11 protein-coding genes and 2 pseudogenes are annotated in these 19192 nt (G+C 72.3%); 8 read left to right on the forward strand and 5 right to left on the reverse strand.

Translation table 11 applies throughout. The features are described 5' to 3' along the window. Positions 1-28 precede the first annotated feature (28 nt). Positions 29-1013, reverse strand: a pseudogene (locus QM809_RS03585) (glucosyl-3-phosphoglycerate synthase). A 577-nt stretch (positions 1014-1590) separates the two neighbouring features. On the opposite strand from QM809_RS03585, the gene QM809_RS03590 reads away from it, so the two are divergent. From QM809_RS03590 to QM809_RS03620, 7 genes are all read left to right on the forward strand, one after another. Continuing rightward, positions 1591-3024 carry a condensation domain-containing protein gene (locus QM809_RS03590; RefSeq protein WP_415044453.1) on the forward strand — a complete coding sequence of 478 codons (1434 nt, stop codon included), beginning with the start codon at positions 1591-1593 and terminating at the stop codon, positions 3022-3024. Beyond that, entirely contained in the window at positions 3021-4757 is a 1737-nt protein-coding gene (locus QM809_RS03595; protein WP_415044454.1) for an MFS transporter, read from the forward strand. The genes QM809_RS03590 and QM809_RS03595 overlap by 4 nt, the downstream gene beginning before the upstream one ends. A gap of 14 nt (positions 4758-4771) precedes the next feature. After that, on the forward strand, positions 4772-5524 hold the full coding sequence (locus QM809_RS03600) for an MBL fold metallo-hydrolase (RefSeq protein ID WP_415044455.1): 753 nt from the start codon (positions 4772-4774) through the stop codon (positions 5522-5524). A gap of 129 nt (positions 5525-5653) precedes the next feature. Next, on the forward strand, positions 5654-7027 hold the full coding sequence (gene gabT, locus QM809_RS03605) for a 4-aminobutyrate--2-oxoglutarate transaminase (protein WP_415044456.1): 1374 nt from the start codon (positions 5654-5656) through the stop codon (positions 7025-7027). Positions 7028-7057: 30 nt separating this feature from the next. Beyond that, positions 7058-8224, forward strand: coding sequence for an acyl-CoA dehydrogenase family protein (locus QM809_RS03610; RefSeq protein ID WP_415044457.1), 1167 nt, complete (start codon positions 7058-7060; stop codon positions 8222-8224). A gap of 45 nt (positions 8225-8269) precedes the next feature. Next, on the forward strand, positions 8270-9709 hold the full coding sequence (locus QM809_RS03615; RefSeq protein WP_415044458.1) for an aldehyde dehydrogenase family protein: 1440 nt from the start codon (positions 8270-8272) through the stop codon (positions 9707-9709). Continuing rightward, on the forward strand, positions 9706-10812 hold the full coding sequence (locus tag QM809_RS03620) for a CaiB/BaiF CoA transferase family protein (RefSeq protein WP_415044459.1): 1107 nt from the start codon (positions 9706-9708) through the stop codon (positions 10810-10812). The genes QM809_RS03615 and QM809_RS03620 overlap by 4 nt, the downstream gene beginning before the upstream one ends. On the opposite strand, the gene QM809_RS03625 is transcribed toward QM809_RS03620, so the two are convergent. The 4 genes and pseudogenes from QM809_RS03625 to aroQ all read right to left on the reverse strand — a co-directional run. After that, entirely contained in the window at positions 10775-12319 is a 1545-nt protein-coding gene (locus tag QM809_RS03625; RefSeq protein ID WP_415047004.1) for a PucR family transcriptional regulator, read from the reverse strand. The two genes, QM809_RS03620 and QM809_RS03625, sit on opposite strands and share 38 nt — an antisense overlap. Before the next feature lie 2 nt (positions 12320-12321). Further along, positions 12322-13278, reverse strand: a complete 957-nt coding sequence (locus QM809_RS03630) for a glycosyltransferase (protein ID WP_415044460.1) — start codon at positions 13276-13278, stop codon at positions 12322-12324. 204 nt (positions 13279-13482) lie between these two features. After that, positions 13483-15048 (reverse strand): DEAD/DEAH box helicase, encoded by a 1566-nt coding sequence (locus tag QM809_RS03635; protein WP_415044461.1) that lies wholly within the window; start codon positions 15046-15048, stop codon positions 13483-13485. A gap of 291 nt (positions 15049-15339) precedes the next feature. After that, a pseudogene (gene aroQ, locus QM809_RS03640) lies at positions 15340-15771 on the reverse strand (type II 3-dehydroquinate dehydratase); the annotation flags it as partial. A 63-nt stretch (positions 15772-15834) separates the two neighbouring features. On the opposite strand from aroQ, the gene QM809_RS03645 reads away from it, so the two are divergent. Next, positions 15835-19185, forward strand: a complete 3351-nt coding sequence (locus QM809_RS03645; RefSeq protein ID WP_415044462.1) for an arabinosyltransferase domain-containing protein — start codon at positions 15835-15837, stop codon at positions 19183-19185. The last annotated feature ends 7 nt before the right edge of the window (positions 19186-19192 follow it).

Raw genomic sequence — 19192 nt, forward strand, 5'->3', positions numbered from 1 at the left:
GCTCGGGGAGCGGTGAGGGGGCGCGGGCTCAGACCCGCGACACCGCCGCTTCGGCCGCGCTCGACGCCTCGCCACGCGCGAGGACGGTCCGCATGGGCGGGCGTTCGGCGAAGACCGGCTGATGTCTCCGGACGTCGAGTGCCTCGTCGTCGACGACGAACTGGACCAGCGGCGCACCGGACTCCTCGACGCCGGTCCGCCCGAGGATCGTCGCCACGATCTGCCGGGCCATCGCGCCGAGTTCGTGCAGCGGACGGTTCCGAATGCATGCGCGTGCCCAGCCGGGCCTGGCCGATCGCGCGCATCCCGAAACGGTCGAGGGTGTCGAGCAGCATGCCGATCTCCACGCCGTATCCCGCGGCGAACGGGATCGACATGAGCAGTTCGCGCGTTCCGGCGTACTCACCGGCCAGCGGCTGCGCCAGCGCCGTCAGCTCGGGGCGCAGGGCCGCGATCAACGGGCGGACGGTCAGCTCGGTCACGCGGCCGCCGCCCAGCGGATCGACGCCGTTCACCCCCATCAGCGGACGCCGGTAGTAGCCCTTGACCAGGTGCAGGCCGTCCGTGGTGAGCAGCGGGCCCACCAGGCGCGGGACGTGTTCGGGGTCGGGGTCGATCAGGTCGCTGTCGACGAAGACGACGATGTCGCCGGAGGTGACCGCCAGCGACCGCCAGAGCACCTCCCCCTTGCCCGGGAGCACCGGCACCTCGGGCAGCGCCGCCTCCCTGGTCTCCACCCGCGCACCGGCCGCCTCGGCGCACCGCCGGGTGCCGTCGGTGGAACCCGAGTCGACCACCACCACCTCGTCGACCAGCGTCCCGTGGAGCGGCATGATGCTCGCGACCACGTTCGCGACGGTCGCCTCCTCGTTCAGCGCGGGCAACACCACGGAGACGGTGCGGCCCCGTTTGGCCGCGACCAACTCGTCCACAGCCCAGCCGCGGTCCCAGCTGCGGGTGGCCAGCCAATCCTCCGCCGGCGCCCCGGGCACACGTCCACATTCGGATTTCATCGTTTCAGGTCCTATCGCTCGCCATTGCTTTTCCGGCGACTTCCGGCACGCCACGGATACGAGATCGAAGCCCTCTGCGGTGGAGACCCCCGTCATCCGTCCCGCCATGATTCATGACCTTTTATCGCTCACCGTCGACCGTTCATCGCGCCCGTCGGCGCGAATGCTCGGAATGCATGCGCAGATGTGCACACGAGGGATTCGCCGGAGCCCGGACGCGCGGGAAGACTTTTTCCGAAATCACCCGACACGACCACGAATCCCATGGTCAGAGGCCTCATCGCCTCTGACGGACACACCCTGTCAGTCGTCGACCGTACTCCAGTAGAGCACCGCGACAGCGGATTCCGGGAGCCTTTTGTTAAGAGCGTCACCTGCTGTTGCGGAGTTTGTCCATCCCCTATATGAATGAATCTCCACCGCTTTCGCGGCGGTGGCCTCCGACCGGGTTCCGCGCTTACGCGCCGCACCTCTGAAATTCCTCCCAGGCGGGAATACACCGCAGCCGGGCGCGAGCCTGCCCGCGGCACCGATGATTCCGGCCTCTCGAAGAAAAAGAACCCCAAGGAGCTTCCTCATGGTCGATTTCGGCCTCATCGACGAATGGCGTCCCACCGCCGGTCGCGTCACCACCTGGAGCATGTCGCCCAATGCGCTCGACCGCGCGGCCCGGGCCCCGGTCCACCCCGTCCCGCCCTCCCATCAGCAGGAGGAGTACCTGCGCACGGCCCTCCGCAACGCCGACGCGGGCTTCCGCTTCTCCCGGCTGTGCCTGCTCGCATTCGACTTCCAGGGGCCTCTCCACGCCGACGCCCTCGGCCGCGCGATCAACGGCTTCCTGCGCAGGCACGACACGTACCGCTCGTGGTTCTCCCTGGAGGACGACGGCACCGTCGCCCGGCACGTCGTGACACCGGAGACCATCGAGATGACGCCCACCTCGTACGGCGAGCTGAGCGGCGCCGAGATCGTCGCGCACGTGCAGGAGACCACCCCGGGCCCGTTCCGATGGGACTGCTTCACCTTCGGCGCCGTCGAACGCGACACCGGATTCACCCTCTACGCCGCGGTCGACCATCTCAACACCGACGGCATGTCGCAGGCGATGACCTGCCGGGAACTCATCTCGCTCTACCTCGGCGAGGCGTTCGGCGCGGACACCGAGCTCCCCGAGGTCGCCGGCTACCTCGACTACTGCGCGCACGAGCGCAGCGTCTCGGCCGGACTCGACCACGACAGCCCGCACGTGCGGCGCTGGCTCGACCTGGTCCGGGCCGACGGCGGGCGCCTGCCGTCGTTCCCGCTGCCGCTGCGCAGCGTGGACGGGGACGACGACGAGGCCTACACCCGCAGCGCGCATCGCAGCGCGGTGATCTTCGACGAGGCCGCCGCGCAGCGCTTCGCCGAGGTCGGCAAGGCGCACGGCGGCAACATGATCGGCTCGTTGCTCGCGGTGGCCGCCGTCGTCGCGCAGGAGTTCACCGGCCGGTCGTCGTACCTGGGCATGACGCCCAAGAGCACCCGGGGCGAGGGCCCCGGCAGGAACTCGATCGGCTGGTTCACCAGTCTCATCCCGGTGCCGATCGAGGTGGGCGCCGACGTGCCGTTCACCTCGCTGGTGGGCCCCGCCTTCCAGAGCTACCTCGCGGGCAAGGAGCTGACCGACGTCTCGTTCCACCGTGTCCTGCAACTGGTCGAACCCGGCGACGGCATCGACGTGGCCCCCGGCTGGTCGGTGCCGATGGTCTCCTACATCGACGTCCGGAGACTGCCCGGCGTCGAACTGCTCGACGCCATCGACGTGAACCTCTTCGGCAACCGCGGCAGCAGCGAGGAGGTGTTCCTGTGGGTCAACCGGTTCCCGAAGGAGACCATGATCTCGTTCCTGTTCCCGGACACGCCGCAGGCCCACGAATCCATCGAGCGCTATCTCGAGGCGTTCACCCGGATCATGAACCAGGTGGCCACGACGGGCGACTACCGCACCGTCGTCCCCGCCGCGGCTCGTTGACCCCGGACGACGCCGAGCCCGCCGCCCCGACCCGCGCGGCCCGGCTCGCCCTGTGCGGCTGCCTGCTGGGGCTGTTCATGCAGATGCTCGACACCACCGTCGTGAACGTCGCGCTCCCCGACCTCACCGTCGACATCGGAGCCTCCACGGCCCAGCAGTTGCTGGTGTTGAGCGTCTACACGCTGGCGTTCGCGTGCACCCTGCTCACCGCCGCGACGATCGGCGGGATCTTCGGACGACGACGGCTGTTCCTGCTCTCCCTGGTGGTGTTCACGGTCGCCTCGGTCCTGTGCGGGCTCGCCCGCAGCCCGCTGGAGCTGATCGTCTTCCGCGGCGCCCAGGGCATCGGCGCCGCACTGATGTCCGCGCAGACCCTCGCACTGATCGCGGCGCTGTTCGCCAAGCGCCACCACGGTCGCGTGTTCGGTCTCTACGGCGCAGTGGCGGGCGTCGCCGCCATGCTCGGCCCGCTGATCGGCGGCCTGCTGGTGGAGGTCGACCTGTTCGGCTGGGGTTGGCGGGCCGTCTTCTTCGTCAACGTGCCCATCGCGGTCGGCGCGTTCGTCTTCGCCGCCGGCCGGCTCCCCCGGCTGCGGGATCCGGGTGCGGACTCGCCCGATCTGGTGGGCGTGGTGCTCTCCACCGCCGGATTGTTCGCACTGCTGTACCCGCTGTCGGTGGGGCGCGAGCAGGACTGGCCGGCGTCCCTGTGGCTGATGACGGCCGGCGCCGTCGCCCTGCTGACGCTGTTCGTGCTCCACGAACGGCGACTGCTCCGGCGCGGCGGGAGCCCGCTGCTGCGCGTGGATCTGTTCGCGAGCCGCCAGTTCTCGGTGGGGCTGCTGCTCTCGCTGCTGTTCTTCAGCCTGTTCGCGGGTTTCTTCTTCGCGATCTCCCTCACCCTGCAGTCCGGTCTCGGTCACTCGGCGTTGAAGACCGGGGTGCTCGCGCTTCCGCTGGCCGCGGGCGCGGTGGTCGGGACGCTCTCGTCGAACACCCTGGCCGGGCGGATCGGCGGGGCTCGGACCCTGAGCTGCGGTGCGGTGCTGGTCGGCGCGGCGTTCGCCTGGTTCGCCGCGGTCCTGGAACCGGCCGACGCGGCGTTGGACGTCCCCGCGAGTCTCCCGCCGCTCGTCCTCGGCGGCGTCGGGATCGGGGTGTTCATCGCACCGCTGCAGACCGCGATCCTGTCGCGGACCGGCCCGGAGAACGTGGGATCGGCCTCCGGCTGCGTGCCGACGGTCCAGCAGATCGGGCACTCGCTGGGGCTCACCCTGGTGGGGGTCTTCTTCTTCGGGGCCGTCGCCGCGCACGCGGGGGGCGCCGTCGACGGCACCCGTCCGGTGCTGGAGGAGTCGCTGCATCAGACGTCGATCGACCCGATGTTCACCGGTGCGGTGATCGACCGTTTCGCCTACTGCGCCCAGACCCGGCTCGCCTCGGCGCATCCGGACCGGCCGGTGCCCGGGTGTTCGGCGGACTCGGCGGCGCGGAGCGGACTCGGCGTCGGGATCGCCGACGAGGCCGCTCCCGCGGTGCGCACGGCCGCCCGCCGGGTCGCCGCGATCGCCTTCCTCGGCGGTCTGCGCAGCACGCTGTGGGTGCTGGCCGGGCTCGCCCTGGTGGTCGCGCTGGCGAGTCCGGCGCTGCGTCCGGGCCCGGACGAGCCGGTCCGGCGTATACCGTGGCGGACAGGAGATGCCCGGCGCGCACCGCCGGTCGCGGTCGATTGAGAAGGAGCCCCGACGTGCTGCTGGAAGTCACCTCGCTGTCCGCGCGCGAAGGCGAGGTCCACTTCGTCTCCACCACCGCGGTGAACTGGGTGATCCTGCAGGACGACGCCGGCGTGACCCTGATCGACGGCGGGTACCCCGGGCACGCCGACGCGGTGCTCGAGTCGCTGCGGCGGATCGGCAGCGCCCCCGAGGAGATCCGGGCCGCCCTGCTGACCCACGCCCACGTGGACCACCTCGGCGGACTGGTCAAGCTCCGCGGCGAGTACGCGTTCGACGTGTACGCCGACCCCCGCGAGGTGGCCCACGCCCGGCGCGAGTACCTGATGCAGGCGAACGCGGCGTCCCTGGCTCCGATCGCCTGGCAGCCGCGGGTGCTGCGCTGGCTGAGTCAGATCATCCCGCTCGGGGCCCTCAGCAGAACCGGGCTCGACGACGCCGCCCCCTTCCCCGAGCTCGCCGCCCTGCCCGGCCGCCCAATCGCGGTGCCGAGCCCCGGGCACACACCGGGGCACAGCGCGTTCCTGGTCGCGGACGGCGAGGCCCTGGTCTCGGGAGACGCCCTGATCAGCGGGCATCCGATCACCTCGCACCAGGGCCCGCAGTGTCTGGGCCCGATCTTCACTCACGACCCGGAGGAGAACGCCGAGTCGCTGGCGGCGCTGGCCGCCACGGAGGCGCACCTGCTGCTGCCCGGCCACGGCGGGCTGTGGGAGGGGACGATGCGCGCCGCGGTCGGCGAAGCGCTCTCGACGCTGCGGCACTGAATCGGAGAGACCCCTGTCCATGGCCCGGCCGGATAGGTGCTGACATCAGGTTGTCCACCGCGTACATAGGCATGCCGTCGGTGCGACCCTAGAGTTCCGCTCATCGTCGTCACCGATCAAGGAGCCGCCATGAGCACCGTCGACACCTCCCTCCCCGCCGCGGGCGGGCCCGCACTGCCGCAGGAGCGCACCGCCGCCACCGTGCCCGGGCCGCGTTCGGCGGAGTTGGCACGACGTCGTGCCGCCGCCCTGCCCGCCGGCCTGACCAGCGCTTCCCAGATGTACGCCCACGCCGCGGGCGGCGGCGTGATCGTCGACGTCGACGGCCGCTCGCACATCGATTTCGGCAGCGGCATCGCCGTCACCACCGTCGGCAACGCGGCCCCGCGCGTCGTCGAGCGCATGACCGAGCAGATGGCGCGCTTCACCCACACCTGCTTCCTCGCCACCCCGTACGAGGGCTACCTCGAGGTCGCCGAGAGACTCAACGCCCTCGCCCCCGGCGACCACGACAAGCGCACCGCCCTCTTCAGCACCGGCGCCGAGGCCGTCGAGAACGCCGTCAAGTACGCGCGGATCGCCACCGGACGCTCGGCCGTCGTCGTCTTCGACCACGCCTTCCACGGCCGCAGCCAGCTCACCATGACGATGACCGCCAAGAACCAGCCGTACAAGGAGGGCTTCGGGCCGTTCTCGCCGGAGGTCCACCGCACGCCGATGGCCTACCCGTACCGGTGGCCGAGCGGCCCGGCGAACGCCGCCGACGAGGCGTTCGCCCGGTTCGCGCTGCTGGTCGACTCGCAGATCGGCGCGTCGAACACCGCGGCCGTGGTCGTCGAACCGATCCAGGGCGAGGGCGGATTCATCGTCCCGGCCCCCGGCTTCCTCCGGCGCGTCGCCGATTTCTGCACCGAACGCGGCATCGTCTTCGTCGCCGACGAGGTCCAGTCCGGGATCGCCCGCACCGGCACCTGGTTCGCCTGCGAACACGAGGGCATCGTCCCCGACCTGATCACCACCGCGAAGGGCCTGGCCGGCGGCATGCCGCTGGCCGCGGTCACCGGCCGCGCCGACATCATGGACGCCGCCCACCCCGGCGGGATCGGCGGCACGTACGCCGGCAACCCGGTCGCGTGCGCGGCCGCCCTCGGCGTCTTCGAGACCGTCGAGGCCGAGGGCCTGCTGGCCCGGGCCACCGCGATCGGCGACGTCCTGACCACCGAACTCGCGACGTTCGACGATCCCGCCGGGATCATCGGCGAGATCCGCGGCCGCGGCGCGATGATCGCCGTCGAACTCGTCGCCGGCGCGGGCGACTCCACCCCGAATCCGGCCGCCGTCGCCGAGATCGTCCGGTACGCGCACGCCCGCGGACTGTTCGTCCTCACCGCGGGCACCTACGGCAACGTGCTCCGTTTCCTGCCGCCGCTCTCGATCTCCGATGCGCTCCTGCACGACGGCATCGGCGTCCTCCGCGACGCCTTCGCCGCCCTCGCCCGCTGACTCCCGCCACACCTCCCCGTTAGGAACCCCATGACCGACACCCGGACCCCCCTCGACCTGTTCGGCATCGACACCCTGCTCACCGCGGACGAACGCGACATCGCCGCCACCACCCGCGCCTTCGTCGACCAGACGCTGCGCCCGAACCTGCAGGGCTGGTTCGAGTCGTCGACCATGCCCCGCGACCTCGCCAAGGAGTTCGGGAACCTGGGCCTGCTCGGCATGCACCTGCAGGGGTACGGCTGTGCGGGCACCAACGCCGTCAGCTACGGCCTGGCCTGCATGGAGCTGGAGGCCGGCGACAGCGGTTTCCGCAGTTTCGTCTCGGTGCAGGGCTCGCTCTCGATGTACTCCGTCTACGCGTGGGGTTCGGAGGAGCAGAAGCAGGAGTGGCTGCCCAGGCTCGCCGCCGGCGACGCCATCGGCTGCTTCGGTCTCACCGAACCCGACTTCGGCTCCAACCCGGCCGGCATGCGCACGCATGCCAAGCGGTCGGGCGACGACTGGATCCTCAACGGCACCAAGATGTGGATCACCAACGGCGGCCTCGCCGACGTCGCCACCGTCTGGGCGCAGACCGACGAGGGCATCCGGGGCTTCCTGGTCCCGCGCGGCACCCCCGGCTTCACCACCCGCGACATCGACCGCAAGCTGTCGCTGCGGGCGTCGGTGACCTCCGAGCTGATCCTGGACGACGTCCGCCTCCCCGACTCGGCCCGGCTCCCCGGTGCGACGTCGCTGCGCGGCCCGCTGAGCTGCCTCAACGAGGCGCGCTTCGGCATCGTCTTCGGTGCGCTCGGCGCCGCCCGCGACAGCCTGGAGACGGCCATCGAGTACGCCGGGACCCGCGAGGTGTTCGACCGCCCGCTCGCCGGTTACCAGCTGACCCAGGAGAAGATCGCCGACATGAGCCTCGAACTCGGCAAGGGCATGCTCCTGGCGCTGCAGCTCGGCCGCCTCAAAGACGCCGGCACCGTGACCCCGGACCAGATCAGCCTGGGCAAGCTCAACGTGCGTGAGGCCCTGCAGATCGCCCGCACCGCGCGCACGATCCTCGGGGCGAGCGGGATCACCCTGGAGTACTCGCCGCTGCGCCACGCCAACAATCTGGAATCGGTGCTCACCTACGAGGGCACCTCGGAGATGCACATGCTGTCCATCGGCAAGGCCCTCACCGGGATCCCCGCGTTCCGCTGAGCGCGGCCTCGTCGAACACCGATCGAAAGACGTGAGGAGAACAGCGTGAGCGTCGAACTGCAGCAGCTCATCGGCGGACGATGGATCGCCGGCACCGGAAGCCCGCTCGAAGACCGCAGCCCGGCCGATCCGTCGGTCCTGGTCGCGGCCGGTCCGCACGCCGGGCCCGACCAGGTCCCCGAGGCCGTCGCCGCCGCCCGGGCGGCGGCCCGGGCCTGGGCCGCCGAACCCGTGCACCGGCGGGCCGCCGTACTCGTCGCGGCCGCGGAGATCGTGGAGGCGAACGCCGACGCGTGGGGCGCCGAGTTGACCGCCGAGGAGGGCAAGACCCTGCCGGAGGGCATCGGCGAGGTACGCCGCGCCGCCCAGATCCTCCGGTACTGCGCGGGCGCCGCCGACCGCGAGGCCGGCAGCATCTTCCACTCCCCGCGGCCCGGCGAGCAGATCCTGGTGACGCGGCGTCCGCTCGGCGTGGTCGCCGCGATCACGCCGTTCAACTTCCCCGTCGCGATCCCCGCGTGGAAGATCGCCCCGGCGCTGATCCACGGCAACGCCGTCGTGTGGAAACCGGCCGCGTCGGTCCCGCTGCTGGCGCAGCGGCTCGCGTCGGCGCTGCACGACGCCGGGCTCCCCGCCGGGGTGCTCGCCCTGCTGATCGGCGACGACGCCGTCGGCCGGGCCCTGGTGGAGCACCCCGGCATCGATGCGATCACCTTCACCGGCTCCACCGGCGTCGGCCGGGCCGTCGCCGCCGCGGGGGCCGCGCGCGGGGTCCCGGTGCAGGCCGAGATGGGCGGCAAGAACGCCGCGGTGGTGCTGGCCGACGCCGATCTCGGTCTCGCCGTCGACCAGGTGATGGCCGGGGCGTTCCGGTCCACCGGCCAGAAGTGCACCGCGACGTCACGCCTGGTGCTCGACGAGATGATCGCCGACGAGTTCCTGTCGCTGCTGAGCGCGGGCGTGACGGCGCTGCGGGTCGGCGATCCGGCCGAACCCGGCGTCGACGTGGGGCCGGTGATCGACGCCGCCGCGCGGTCCCGGATCGAGGCCGCCGTGGCCGCCGCGGTGGAGCGGGGCGCGCGCATCGTCGTCGCCGGAGCGACCGGTGCGGGATCCGGCCACTACTGCGCGCCGACGGTGCTCGAACTCGACGACGACGACCGGATCTGGCGCGACGAACTGTTCGGCCCGGTGGTGGCCGTCCGCCGCGCGGCGAGCGTCGACGAGGCGTTCGCGCTCGCGAACGACGGCGAGTACGGCCTCTCCGTCGCCGTGTTCACCAGGGATCTCGGGATCGCGCTGCGGGCGTCGACCGAGATCGAGACCGGCATCGTGCACGTCAACTCCGAGTCGGCGGGGGCCGACCCGCACGTGCCCTTCGGCGGCGCCAAACGCAGCGGGTACGGTCCGAGCGAACAGGGCGAGGCGTCGCGCGAGTTCTTCACGCACGCCTGCACCACCTATCTGCGGGGAGGCGCGCAATGAGCGCAGGGGCTCTCGACGGCCTGGTCGTCGCCGATTTCAGCCGGGTCCTGGCCGGGCCGTACGCGACGATGATGCTCGGCGACCTGGGCGCCCGCGTCATCAAGATCGAGCGGCCCGGCGGCGGCGACGACACCCGCGCATGGGGTCCGCCGCTCGACGCCGACGGCCAGGCCACCTACTTCAACGCGGTGAACCGGAACAAGGAGTCGGTCGTGATCGACCTCGGCTCCGACGCCGGCCGGGCGCAGGCGCTCGACCTCATCGCTGCGGCCGACGTCGTCGTCGAGAACTTCCGCACCGGCACCATGGAGAAGCTGGGTCTCGGGTACGACGACGCCCGGCGCGTCCGGCCGGGGATCGTGTACTGCTCGATCACCGGTTTCGGTTCCGGGGCGGGCGCCGCGCTGGCCGGCTACGACCTGCTGGTGCAGGCCGTCGGCGGACTGATGAGCGTGACCGGCCCGGATCCGTCGCAGCCGACCAAGGTCGGGGTGGCCCTCGTCGACGTCCTCACCGGCCTGCACGCACTCGCCGGAATCCAGGCCGCGCTGGCGCACCGCGCCCGGACCGGCGAGGGTCAGCGGGTGGAGACCGATCTGCTCTCGACGGCGCTCTCGTCGCTGGTCAACCAGGCGTCGGGGTTCCTCGGCGCCGGGGTGGTGCCCGCGGCCATGGGCAACCGGCATCCGTCGATCGCGCCGTACGAGGTGTTCTCCACCGCCGACCGGCCGATCGTCCTCGCCGTCGGGAACGACAAGCAGTTCGCCGCCCTCACCCGCGTGCTCGGCGCACCGGAGCTGGCGACCGACGCCCGGTTCACCGACAACACCGCGCGGGTGGCCCACCGGGAGGAGCTGTTCGCCCTGCTCACCGAGCTGCTGGTCCGGCGTTCGGCCGACGACTGGTTCGCGCTGCTCAACGACGCCGGCGTCCCGGCCGGCCCGATCAACGACGTCGCCGAGGCCCTCGCCCTGGGGGAACGGCTCGGTCTGCAGCCGACCGTGGAGATCCCCGGGGCCGCGGCCCGTCAGGTCGCGAATCCGATCGTGCTGTCCGCGACCCCGGTCACCTACCGTTCCGCGCCGCCTCGGTTGCCGGAGTAGGTCCGAGGAGCCGGGCCTGGAGGGCCAGCCAGAGTTCGGCGCGGTGCGCCGGATCGTCGATGTCGCGCCCGGTCACCGCGATCACCTTCCGGATGCGATGGCGCAGGGTGTGACGGTGCACGCCGAGCGCGGCCGCGGCGTCGTCGATCCGGCCCCCGCTGCGCAGATACGCATCCAGGGTCGCGACGAGGTCGGTGCCCTCGCGGCCGTCGTGCTCGACGAGCACCTCGAGTCGGCTCCCGGTGATGAGCGCCGCCCGCGCCTCCGGACGCTGATCGAGCAGCAGCGCCAGGGTGCTCACCTCGTCGATACGGCGCACCCCGGTGCCGTCGCGCACCGCGGCGGCCGCAGCACGCGCCTGCCCCACCCCGGCCGGCACCGAGGCGAGCGCACCGTCGCGCGCGATGCCGATCCGCACCGGCTCGGCCGTCGGCCGGGCCAACGCGGCGACCAGCAGTTCCCCGACGTGCGACGCCGCCGAGGACGCCACCACCAGCGCCACGCCGTCGTCCAGGGCCTCGATCAGATGGCTCGCTCCGGCCCGATCGAGGGCCTGAGCCGCCGCCTGTGCGGCCGCCTCCGGCGGCGTCGCACCGGGCAGCACGAACAGCACCGAGACGGGGTCGCCGTCACGAAATCCCAGCCGCCGGGCCAGCTGCGGATCGAGCGCACCGCCGGATCGCAGCAGCGCCAGACACGCCGACCGCAGCCGGGACTCGGCATCGAGCACCCCCAGCGGTTTGGCCATCTCCGACGACAGCAGCGACACCGCATGCCCCACCAGCACCCGCGCCGCCGCATCGACGGCGCGCGGCGACGACACCGCCAGATACCCGTGCGGGTCGCCGGTCGGGGGCAGCGGGTTGAGTGTGAGCGTCGCCTCGTCGTCGACCATGACCCGGCTGCCGCCGATCCGGTCGCCCTCGGAGGCCAGACGTGCGACGATCCGCGCCCGCACCCCGGCGACCGCACCGGCCTGCGCGATCACCTCGCCGGCCCGGTCGACGACGCAGACGCCCGCGCCGATCCTGCTGCTCAGCGTCTCCGCCAGCAGGGCGATCCCGCCGCGGGCGGCCGCCCGGGCCAGTCGTTCCTGATCGTCGACGACCCGCTGGACGGCGCGCAGCAGGTCGGCGTTGAGGTCGTCGATCACCGCCCGCGACACCGCGATGAACGGCGTCTCGGCGGGCACGCGCAGCAGCGCGAGACCCCGCTCCTCCGCGGCGGCGAGGACCGGTTCCGGGATGGCGGTGAACGTGGTGCCGGTGTCCACCGCGAGCGCGGCGACGCCGGCGTCGTCGAGTCGGTGGACGTAGTCGCGCAGCCCGTCGGGGTCGTCGGGCCAGGCCAGACCGGTCGTCATCACCAGTTCGCCGCCGGACAGCCACGGCACCGGATCGCGCAGTTCGATGGCGTGCGCCCAGCGGACCGTGCGCTCGGCGCCGGCGGCACCGGCCACGATCGACAGGCCGAGCCCGCGGCGGGCCGCGAGTCGGCGCACGGTCATGGTCACACGGCGACGGTACGCCACGCCCGCAACGGCGGGCGATCGAAACGAGCCGGGCTCTGCGCGGGCATCGCGAACCCGACCGAGGAGATCGCCTCCTCCAGGGAGGGGGCTCCCGTCGTCGTGCCGACGCGCTGCAGCAGGGTCGACGCCGCCTGACAGGCCACGACGGCGAGATCCGGGCGCGCCCACCGGCGCCGCCGCACCAGCCCCAGGTTCGCCTGCCCGATCGCGTCGAGCCCGTACCTCTCCAGCGTGTCGGTCAGGAGTCCCACCTCGACGCCGCTCCCGGGCGCCATCGGCAGCGAGTTCAACAGCGAGCGGGTCGCCGCGAAACCTCCCGACAGCACCTGCTCCACCCCGGCCAACTCGGGCAGGAGCGACGCGATCAACCGCTGCACGACGCGTTCGGCCGGATCACCGCTCTGCGGATCGCTCCGCGAGAAGCCCTTCACCAGGCGGAGTTCGGGGTGCACGATCAGCGGGGCCACCAGGCGCGGCACGTAATCGGGGTCGGGGTCGACCAGATCGGCGTCCAGGACGACGATGAGGTCGCCCGAGGCCGCCGCGGGCGCGCGCCAGAGCACCTCGCCGCGGCCCGGGCGCACCGGCACCCGCGGAAGCACCGATTCCCGGGTCTCCACCCGGGCTCCCGCCGCCGCGGCCCGCTGCGCGGTCGCGTCGACCGAACCGCAGTCGATGACGACCACCTCGTCGACCAGCCCGCCGAGCAGGGACACGACGCCGGCGACCACGGTGCCGACGGTCTCCTCGTCGTCGTGCGCGGGGATCACCACCGAGACGGCGCGACCGGATTTGGCGCCGAGGAGGTCACCGGATCGCCACGAGCGATCCCAGGTGTTCTGGTCCGCCCAGGCCTGCACCCGGTCGGAGAGGATGCGGGAGTCGTGCGTATCCGGGCGGGCGGAACCGGTCGAGGCGGAAGTCAGGAGAGTCAAGGGAATCGGTCCTTCGTCTACGTCGCGTGCACGCGGGGGAGCGCACTCGACTATGTGATTCGGACCCGATGATGTGTCTCAGTGTGACACTCGTCGGCGTTCTTGGGAAGACCCCGGATGCCGACGGGGCCTTCGAGGTCGGTGACCACCGGGTGGTCGCCGATCTCGAAGGCCCCGCGTCGACGGTGAGCGGTGCGCTCCGGGTCAGTGCGCGGAGGGCGCACCGGCCGGACGGCGGGCCGCCCGACGACGCCGCTGGGCGGGAGCCCCGCCCTCGGCCCGCGGCTGCGCGACGGCGCGGACGCCGCCGGAGCGGTTCGACGACCCGCGACCCTCGCCCGATGCCGCACCGGCCGACCGGGCGCCGCCCGAACGGGCCCCGCCGGCGTTCTCCGGGCCGCGGCCGCCACGACCGCGACCGCCGCCCGAGCGACCCTGGCCGGAGGCGTTGCCGCCCGCCGAACCGCCGCGACCGGCACCCTCACGACCGGAGGCGCCGCGACCCGAGCCGCCGCGCCCGGAGCCGCGACCCGCACCGCCCTGACCCGAGCGCTTGCGCGGCTGCTGCTGCGGGGCCGGCTCCGCGACGGGCTCGCGGTACGGGGCTCGCTCGCCCACCAGCGCGTCGACGGCCATCGACGTCGCCGTGACCTGCTGCGGGGTCACCTTGATGGCGGCCTTCTGCAGCATCTTGCGCAGATCGCCGCGCTGCTCGGGCAGGCACACGGTCACCACGTCGCCGTCGCTGCCCGCCCGCGCGGTACGACCGCTGCGGTGCAGGAACGCCTTGTGCTCGGCCGGCGGATCCACGTGGACCACCAGCTCGACGCCGTCGACGTGCACGCCGCGCGCGGCCACGTCGGTGGCCACCAGCACGCGGGCGCCGTCGGCGGCGGCGAACGACGCGAGGTTGCGGTCCCGCTGGTTCTGCGACAGGTTGCCGTGCAGATCCACCGCCGGGATGCCCGACGCGGTGAGCTTCTTGGCCAGCTTCTTGGCCTGGTGCTTGGTGCGCATGAACAGGATGCGGCGACCGGAGCCGGAGGCGAGCTCGCGGACCAGATCGTTCTTCTCCGTGGCCGAGCGCACCTCGAACACGTGGTGCGTCATCTTCTCGACCGGGCTGTGCGCCTCCTCCAGCGAATGCGTCACCGGGTTGTTCAGGAAGCGCCGGACCAGCTTGTCGACACCGTTGTCGAGGGTCGCGGAGAACAGCATGCGCTGGCCGCCGCGCGGGGTGGCGTTGAGGATCCGGGTCACCCCGGGCAGGAAACCGAGGTCGGCCATGTGGTCGGCCTCGTCGAGCACGGTGATCTCGACGTCGTCGAGCGAGACGATGCGCTGGTTCATAAGATCTTCCAGCCGGCCCGGGCAGGCGACGACGATGTCGACGCCGGTGCGCATCGCGCGCTCCTGCCCGGCCTGCTTCACCCCGCCGAACACGGTGGTGACGCGCAGGCCCATCGCCTCGGCCATCGGCGTCAGCGCCACCGCGATCTGCGTGGCCAGCTCGCGGGTCGGCGCGAGGACCAGCCCGGTGGGGCGGCCCGGGGCGCGCTTGACGCCCATCCCGGCCAGCCGGGTGACCAGCGGGATGGAGAAGGCCAGCGTCTTGCCCGAGCCGGTCTTGCCGCGGCCGAGCACGTCGCGCCCGGTCAGGCTGTCCGGCAGCGTCTTCTCCTGGATGGGGAACGGGGCGGTCTTGCCGTCGGCGGCCAGCGCCTCCGCGATGGGGGCGGGCACACCGAGGTCGGTGAAAGCAGTCGTCATCAATTCAGCCTTTGCGGCTCAGGGATCCACCGCGGCGAAACGTCGAGCGCAGGGCGCGACGACGATTCTTCCGGCCGGGGAATCGGGTGGCGAACACGCAGGTGTGCGCATCCGTTCGCCGCAGGAAAGTCATCGGTGCGCCGGATCAGGATCGACGGCGCGGACCGGGGAGCGTTCTACGACGCGCAGCTTCGGCGGGACGGACCCGGGAAGCCGATGACCCCACCCTACGCGGTGACGCCGGCGGACCGGACATCGACCGGGAATCAGGAGACGAGCGTCACCAGAATGCCGGACGGCGTACTCGTAACCGGCGATCCCGAATCCGGCGATCACCCCGGCCGCGATCGGCGACACGTAGGAGTGCTGCCGGAACCGCTCGCGGGTGTGCACGTTGCTGATGTGCACCTCGACGATCGGCACGTCCGGGATCACCAGCGCATCCCGCAGCGCGACGGAGGTGTGCGTCCACGCCGCCGGATTGATCACGATGCCGCTGATCTGGCCGCAGGCCGCGTGGAGGGCGTCGATCATCTCGCCCTCGTGATTGGTCTGCAGGGCGCGCACGCCGTGCCCGGACTCGGCGGCGGTGCGCTCCACCAGTTCCACGACGTCGTCCAGCGTGGCCGAGCCGTACACCTCGGGCTGCCGGACGCCCAGCATGTTCAGGTTGGGGCCGTTCAGCAGCAGGATCGGCAGCGGGGCGGCGGAGGAACTCGACATGCTCGCAGAGTCTACGGAAAGCACCGGATCCACCCGCGGCGACGGCATCGCTACGATGCCTCTGTGCCGCTTCTCTCGGTCCGTCGGACCCAAGTCATCGCGATCGTCGCGGGGCTCGCCGGATTGATCCTCGCGCTCGCGACTCCGCTGCTCCCCGTGAAGCAGACCACCTCGGAGATCAGCTGGCCCCAACAGGGCAGGATCGGTTCGGTCTCGGCCCCGCTGATCTCGTACGCGCCGATCTCGCTCGCGGCGTCCATCCCGTGCGCCGCCGCGGGCGACCTGCCGAGCGACGGTCGCGTGCTGCTCTCCACCACCTCGCCGTCGGCCCCGAAGGCCGCCGAGCGCGGACTGTTCGTCCGGGTCACCGGCTCCACCGACGACCCCGCCGCGACCCGCAGCGTCGAGGTGGTCAACCGCAACTACCCGCTCCTGTCGGCGCCGCTGGACCAGGTCCTCACGCGCGCCTGCTCGGCCATCACGGTCACCGCCGACTCCGACGAGGTCACCGCGAGCTTCGAGGGCCTGACGAACGACGACGACGAGCCCCGCACCGCGTCGACCTCCGAGGTCGACCTCGGCGACCAGCGGCCGCAGCTGACCGGTCTGTTCACCCAGCTCTCCGGCCCGGCCGCCGCGCTGCCGGGGCTGCACGCGCACGTCGAGGTCGACTCCCGCTACAGCACCGCGCCGACCGTGCTGAAGTGGTTCGCGATCGTCCTGGGCATCACGATGACCCTGGTGTCGCTGGCCGCGCTGGCCCGGCTCGACGCCACCGACGGCCGCGGCCACCGGCGGATCCTCCCGGCCCGCTGGTGGCGGTTGAACGCCCGCGATCTCACCGTGATCGGCCTGCTGCTCCTCTGGCACTTCGTCGGCCCCAACACCTCCGACGACGGCTACCTGATGACCATGTCGCGGGTGGCGCAGGAGAGCGACTACACCGCCAACTACTTCCGCTGGTTCGGTGCGCCGGAGTCGCCGTTCGGCTGGTACTACCAGGTGTTCGGCCTGCTCAGCCAGGTGACCGTCGCGAGCCCGTGGATGCGGATCCCGGCACTCCTCTGCGGCATCGTGAGCTGGCTGATCATCAGCCACGAGGTGCTGCCGCGGCTGGGCCGGGCCACCTCCGGCCTGGCGCTGGGCGGCCGCGTCCGGACCGCGCCCGCGTGGACCGCCGCCGTCGTCTTCCTGGCCTGCTGGTTCCCGTTCAACAACGGTCTGCGACCGGAGCCGATCATCGCCCTGGGCGCCCTGCTCACCTGGTGCTCGGTGGAACGCGCCATCGCCACCGGACGGCTGCTGCCCGCGGCGATCGCCTGCCTGGTCGGGGCGTTCTCCATCGCGGCCGGCCCGACCGGGGTGCTCGCGGTCGCCGCGCTGGTGGCCGGGGCGCGCCCGATGCTGCTGGCGCTGGTCGCCCGCGCCCGCGAGGTGACCCGACTGACCGGGCGCCGCGACCGCTGGGCGTACACGTCGTTGCTGGCCCCGATCCTGGCCGCCGGAACGTTCGTCCTCTTCGTCGTCTTCACCGATCTCACGCTGGCCGCGTTCACCCAGAGCTCGGCGATGAAGACCGCGGTGGGCCCGTCGGCCTACTGGTACAACGAGATCGATCGCTACTCGTCGCTCTTCGCCTTCTCCGCCGACGGCTCCATCATGCGGCGCTTCGCGGTGCTGGCGATGGTGCTCTCGCTGGTGGTGTCCGGAGCCGTCCTGCTGCGCAAGGGCCGTATCCCGGGGACCGCCCAGGGCCCGGCGCTGCGCATCGTCGGCATCACGTTCGCGTCGCTGCTGTTCCTGATGTTCACGCCCACCAAGTGGACGCATCACTTCGGGGTCTTCGCCGGCCTGACCGCGGCCCTGGCCGCCCTGGCCACGGTCGCGGCGAGCACCGATGCCACGCACTCCCGGCGCAACCGGACGCTGTTCGCCGCCCTCGTCGTCTTCGTGACCGGGCTCGCACTCACCGCGCCGAACTCCTACTACTACTCCTCGGCGTGGGGCATGCCGTGGGGCACCTGGCAGGTGACCGTCGCCGGCGTCATGATCGGCCAGGTCCTGCTGTACCTCACCCTGGCCCTGCTGGCCACCGCACTCTGGTTCCACTTCCGGGAGCCCTTCGCCGGCACCGATCCCGTCCTCGACCATCCCGAGGACGTCCGGCTCCCCCGGGTCCGTCGCGCCCTCGCCTGGCCGGCGCGCGCGCCGATGGGGGTGGCGGCCGGGACGCTGGTGGTGTTCGCACTGGTCACCGCCGTCTTCGCCGGGATCAACCAGAGTCGGTCGTACTCGGTGCCGCGCTCCAACCTGGAGGCGCTCGCGGGCAGGCCCTGCGCCATGGCCGACAAGGTCTGGGTGGAGCGGAACCCGAGCGACCACCTCCTGTCCCCCGTCGACGGGACCCTCACCGACCCGCTGGCCGGGCCCGCCACCCAGCCGCGCGACGGCGAACGCAGCCCCACCGCGGGCTTCTCCGCGAACGGCGTGCCCGAAGACCTCAACACGCGGGCGTCGTCGGGCAGTCTCGGCGTGCTGGCCGGCGCCGCCGACGTCGACAAGGACCTGCTGATCGCCAACAGCGGCGGCACCGGCGGCGGACTGCTCACCGAACCCGGCGTCAACGGCAGTCCGGCCGCGCTCCCCTTCGGGCTGGACCCGGCCCGGACCCCGGTGCTCGGCAGCTACGCCGACGACGCCCAGACCCCGGCCGGACTCACCTCCGGCTGGTACCGACTGCCCGCCGACTACCGCGACCGTCCGCTGATCACCTTCTCGGTGGCCGGCCGGTTCGCCCCCATCGAGCTGCGCCTGGAGTACACCACCGAGAAGATCGGCCCCCGCACCCGCGACGGCGAGATCACGGCCGTCGACTCCGTCCAGATGATCGACCCCGGCCCGCAGCCGTCGTGGCGCAACGTCCGGATCGACACCGCCGGACTGCCCGACGGACTCACCGCGGTGCGCATCGTCGCCGACGACCACAGCCTCGCCAAGGACCGGTTCGTCGTCGTGACCCCGCCGCGACTGCCGGAGATGTCCACCCTCTCGGAGACCGTCGGATCCACCGATCCGGTGCACGTCGACTGGACGTCGGGCCTGGTGGTGCCGTGCCAGCGGCCGTTCACCTTCCACGCGGGCGTCGCCGAGACCCCGCACTGGCGGATCAAGCCCGGCGCCGACCTCGCCGCGGCCGTCGGCACCTGGCAGTCCGGTCCCGGCGGCGGACCGCTCGGCTGGCTCGAGATGTCGCAGCGCCCGGACACCGTCGCGACCTATCTGCAGGGCGACATCGGCCGCGACTGGGGCGCCCTGGAGGTGTACGCGCCGTACGACGCCGCCGCGCCCGCGGTGATCGATCACCAGAGCGTCACCCGCAGCGGCCTCTGGAGTCCGGCGCCCATCCGCTCGTGACCGGTCC

The sequence above is a fragment of the Gordonia sp. (in: high G+C Gram-positive bacteria) genome (assembly GCF_047600385.1).
Taxonomy (GTDB): Bacteria; Actinomycetota; Actinomycetes; order Mycobacteriales; family Mycobacteriaceae; genus Gordonia.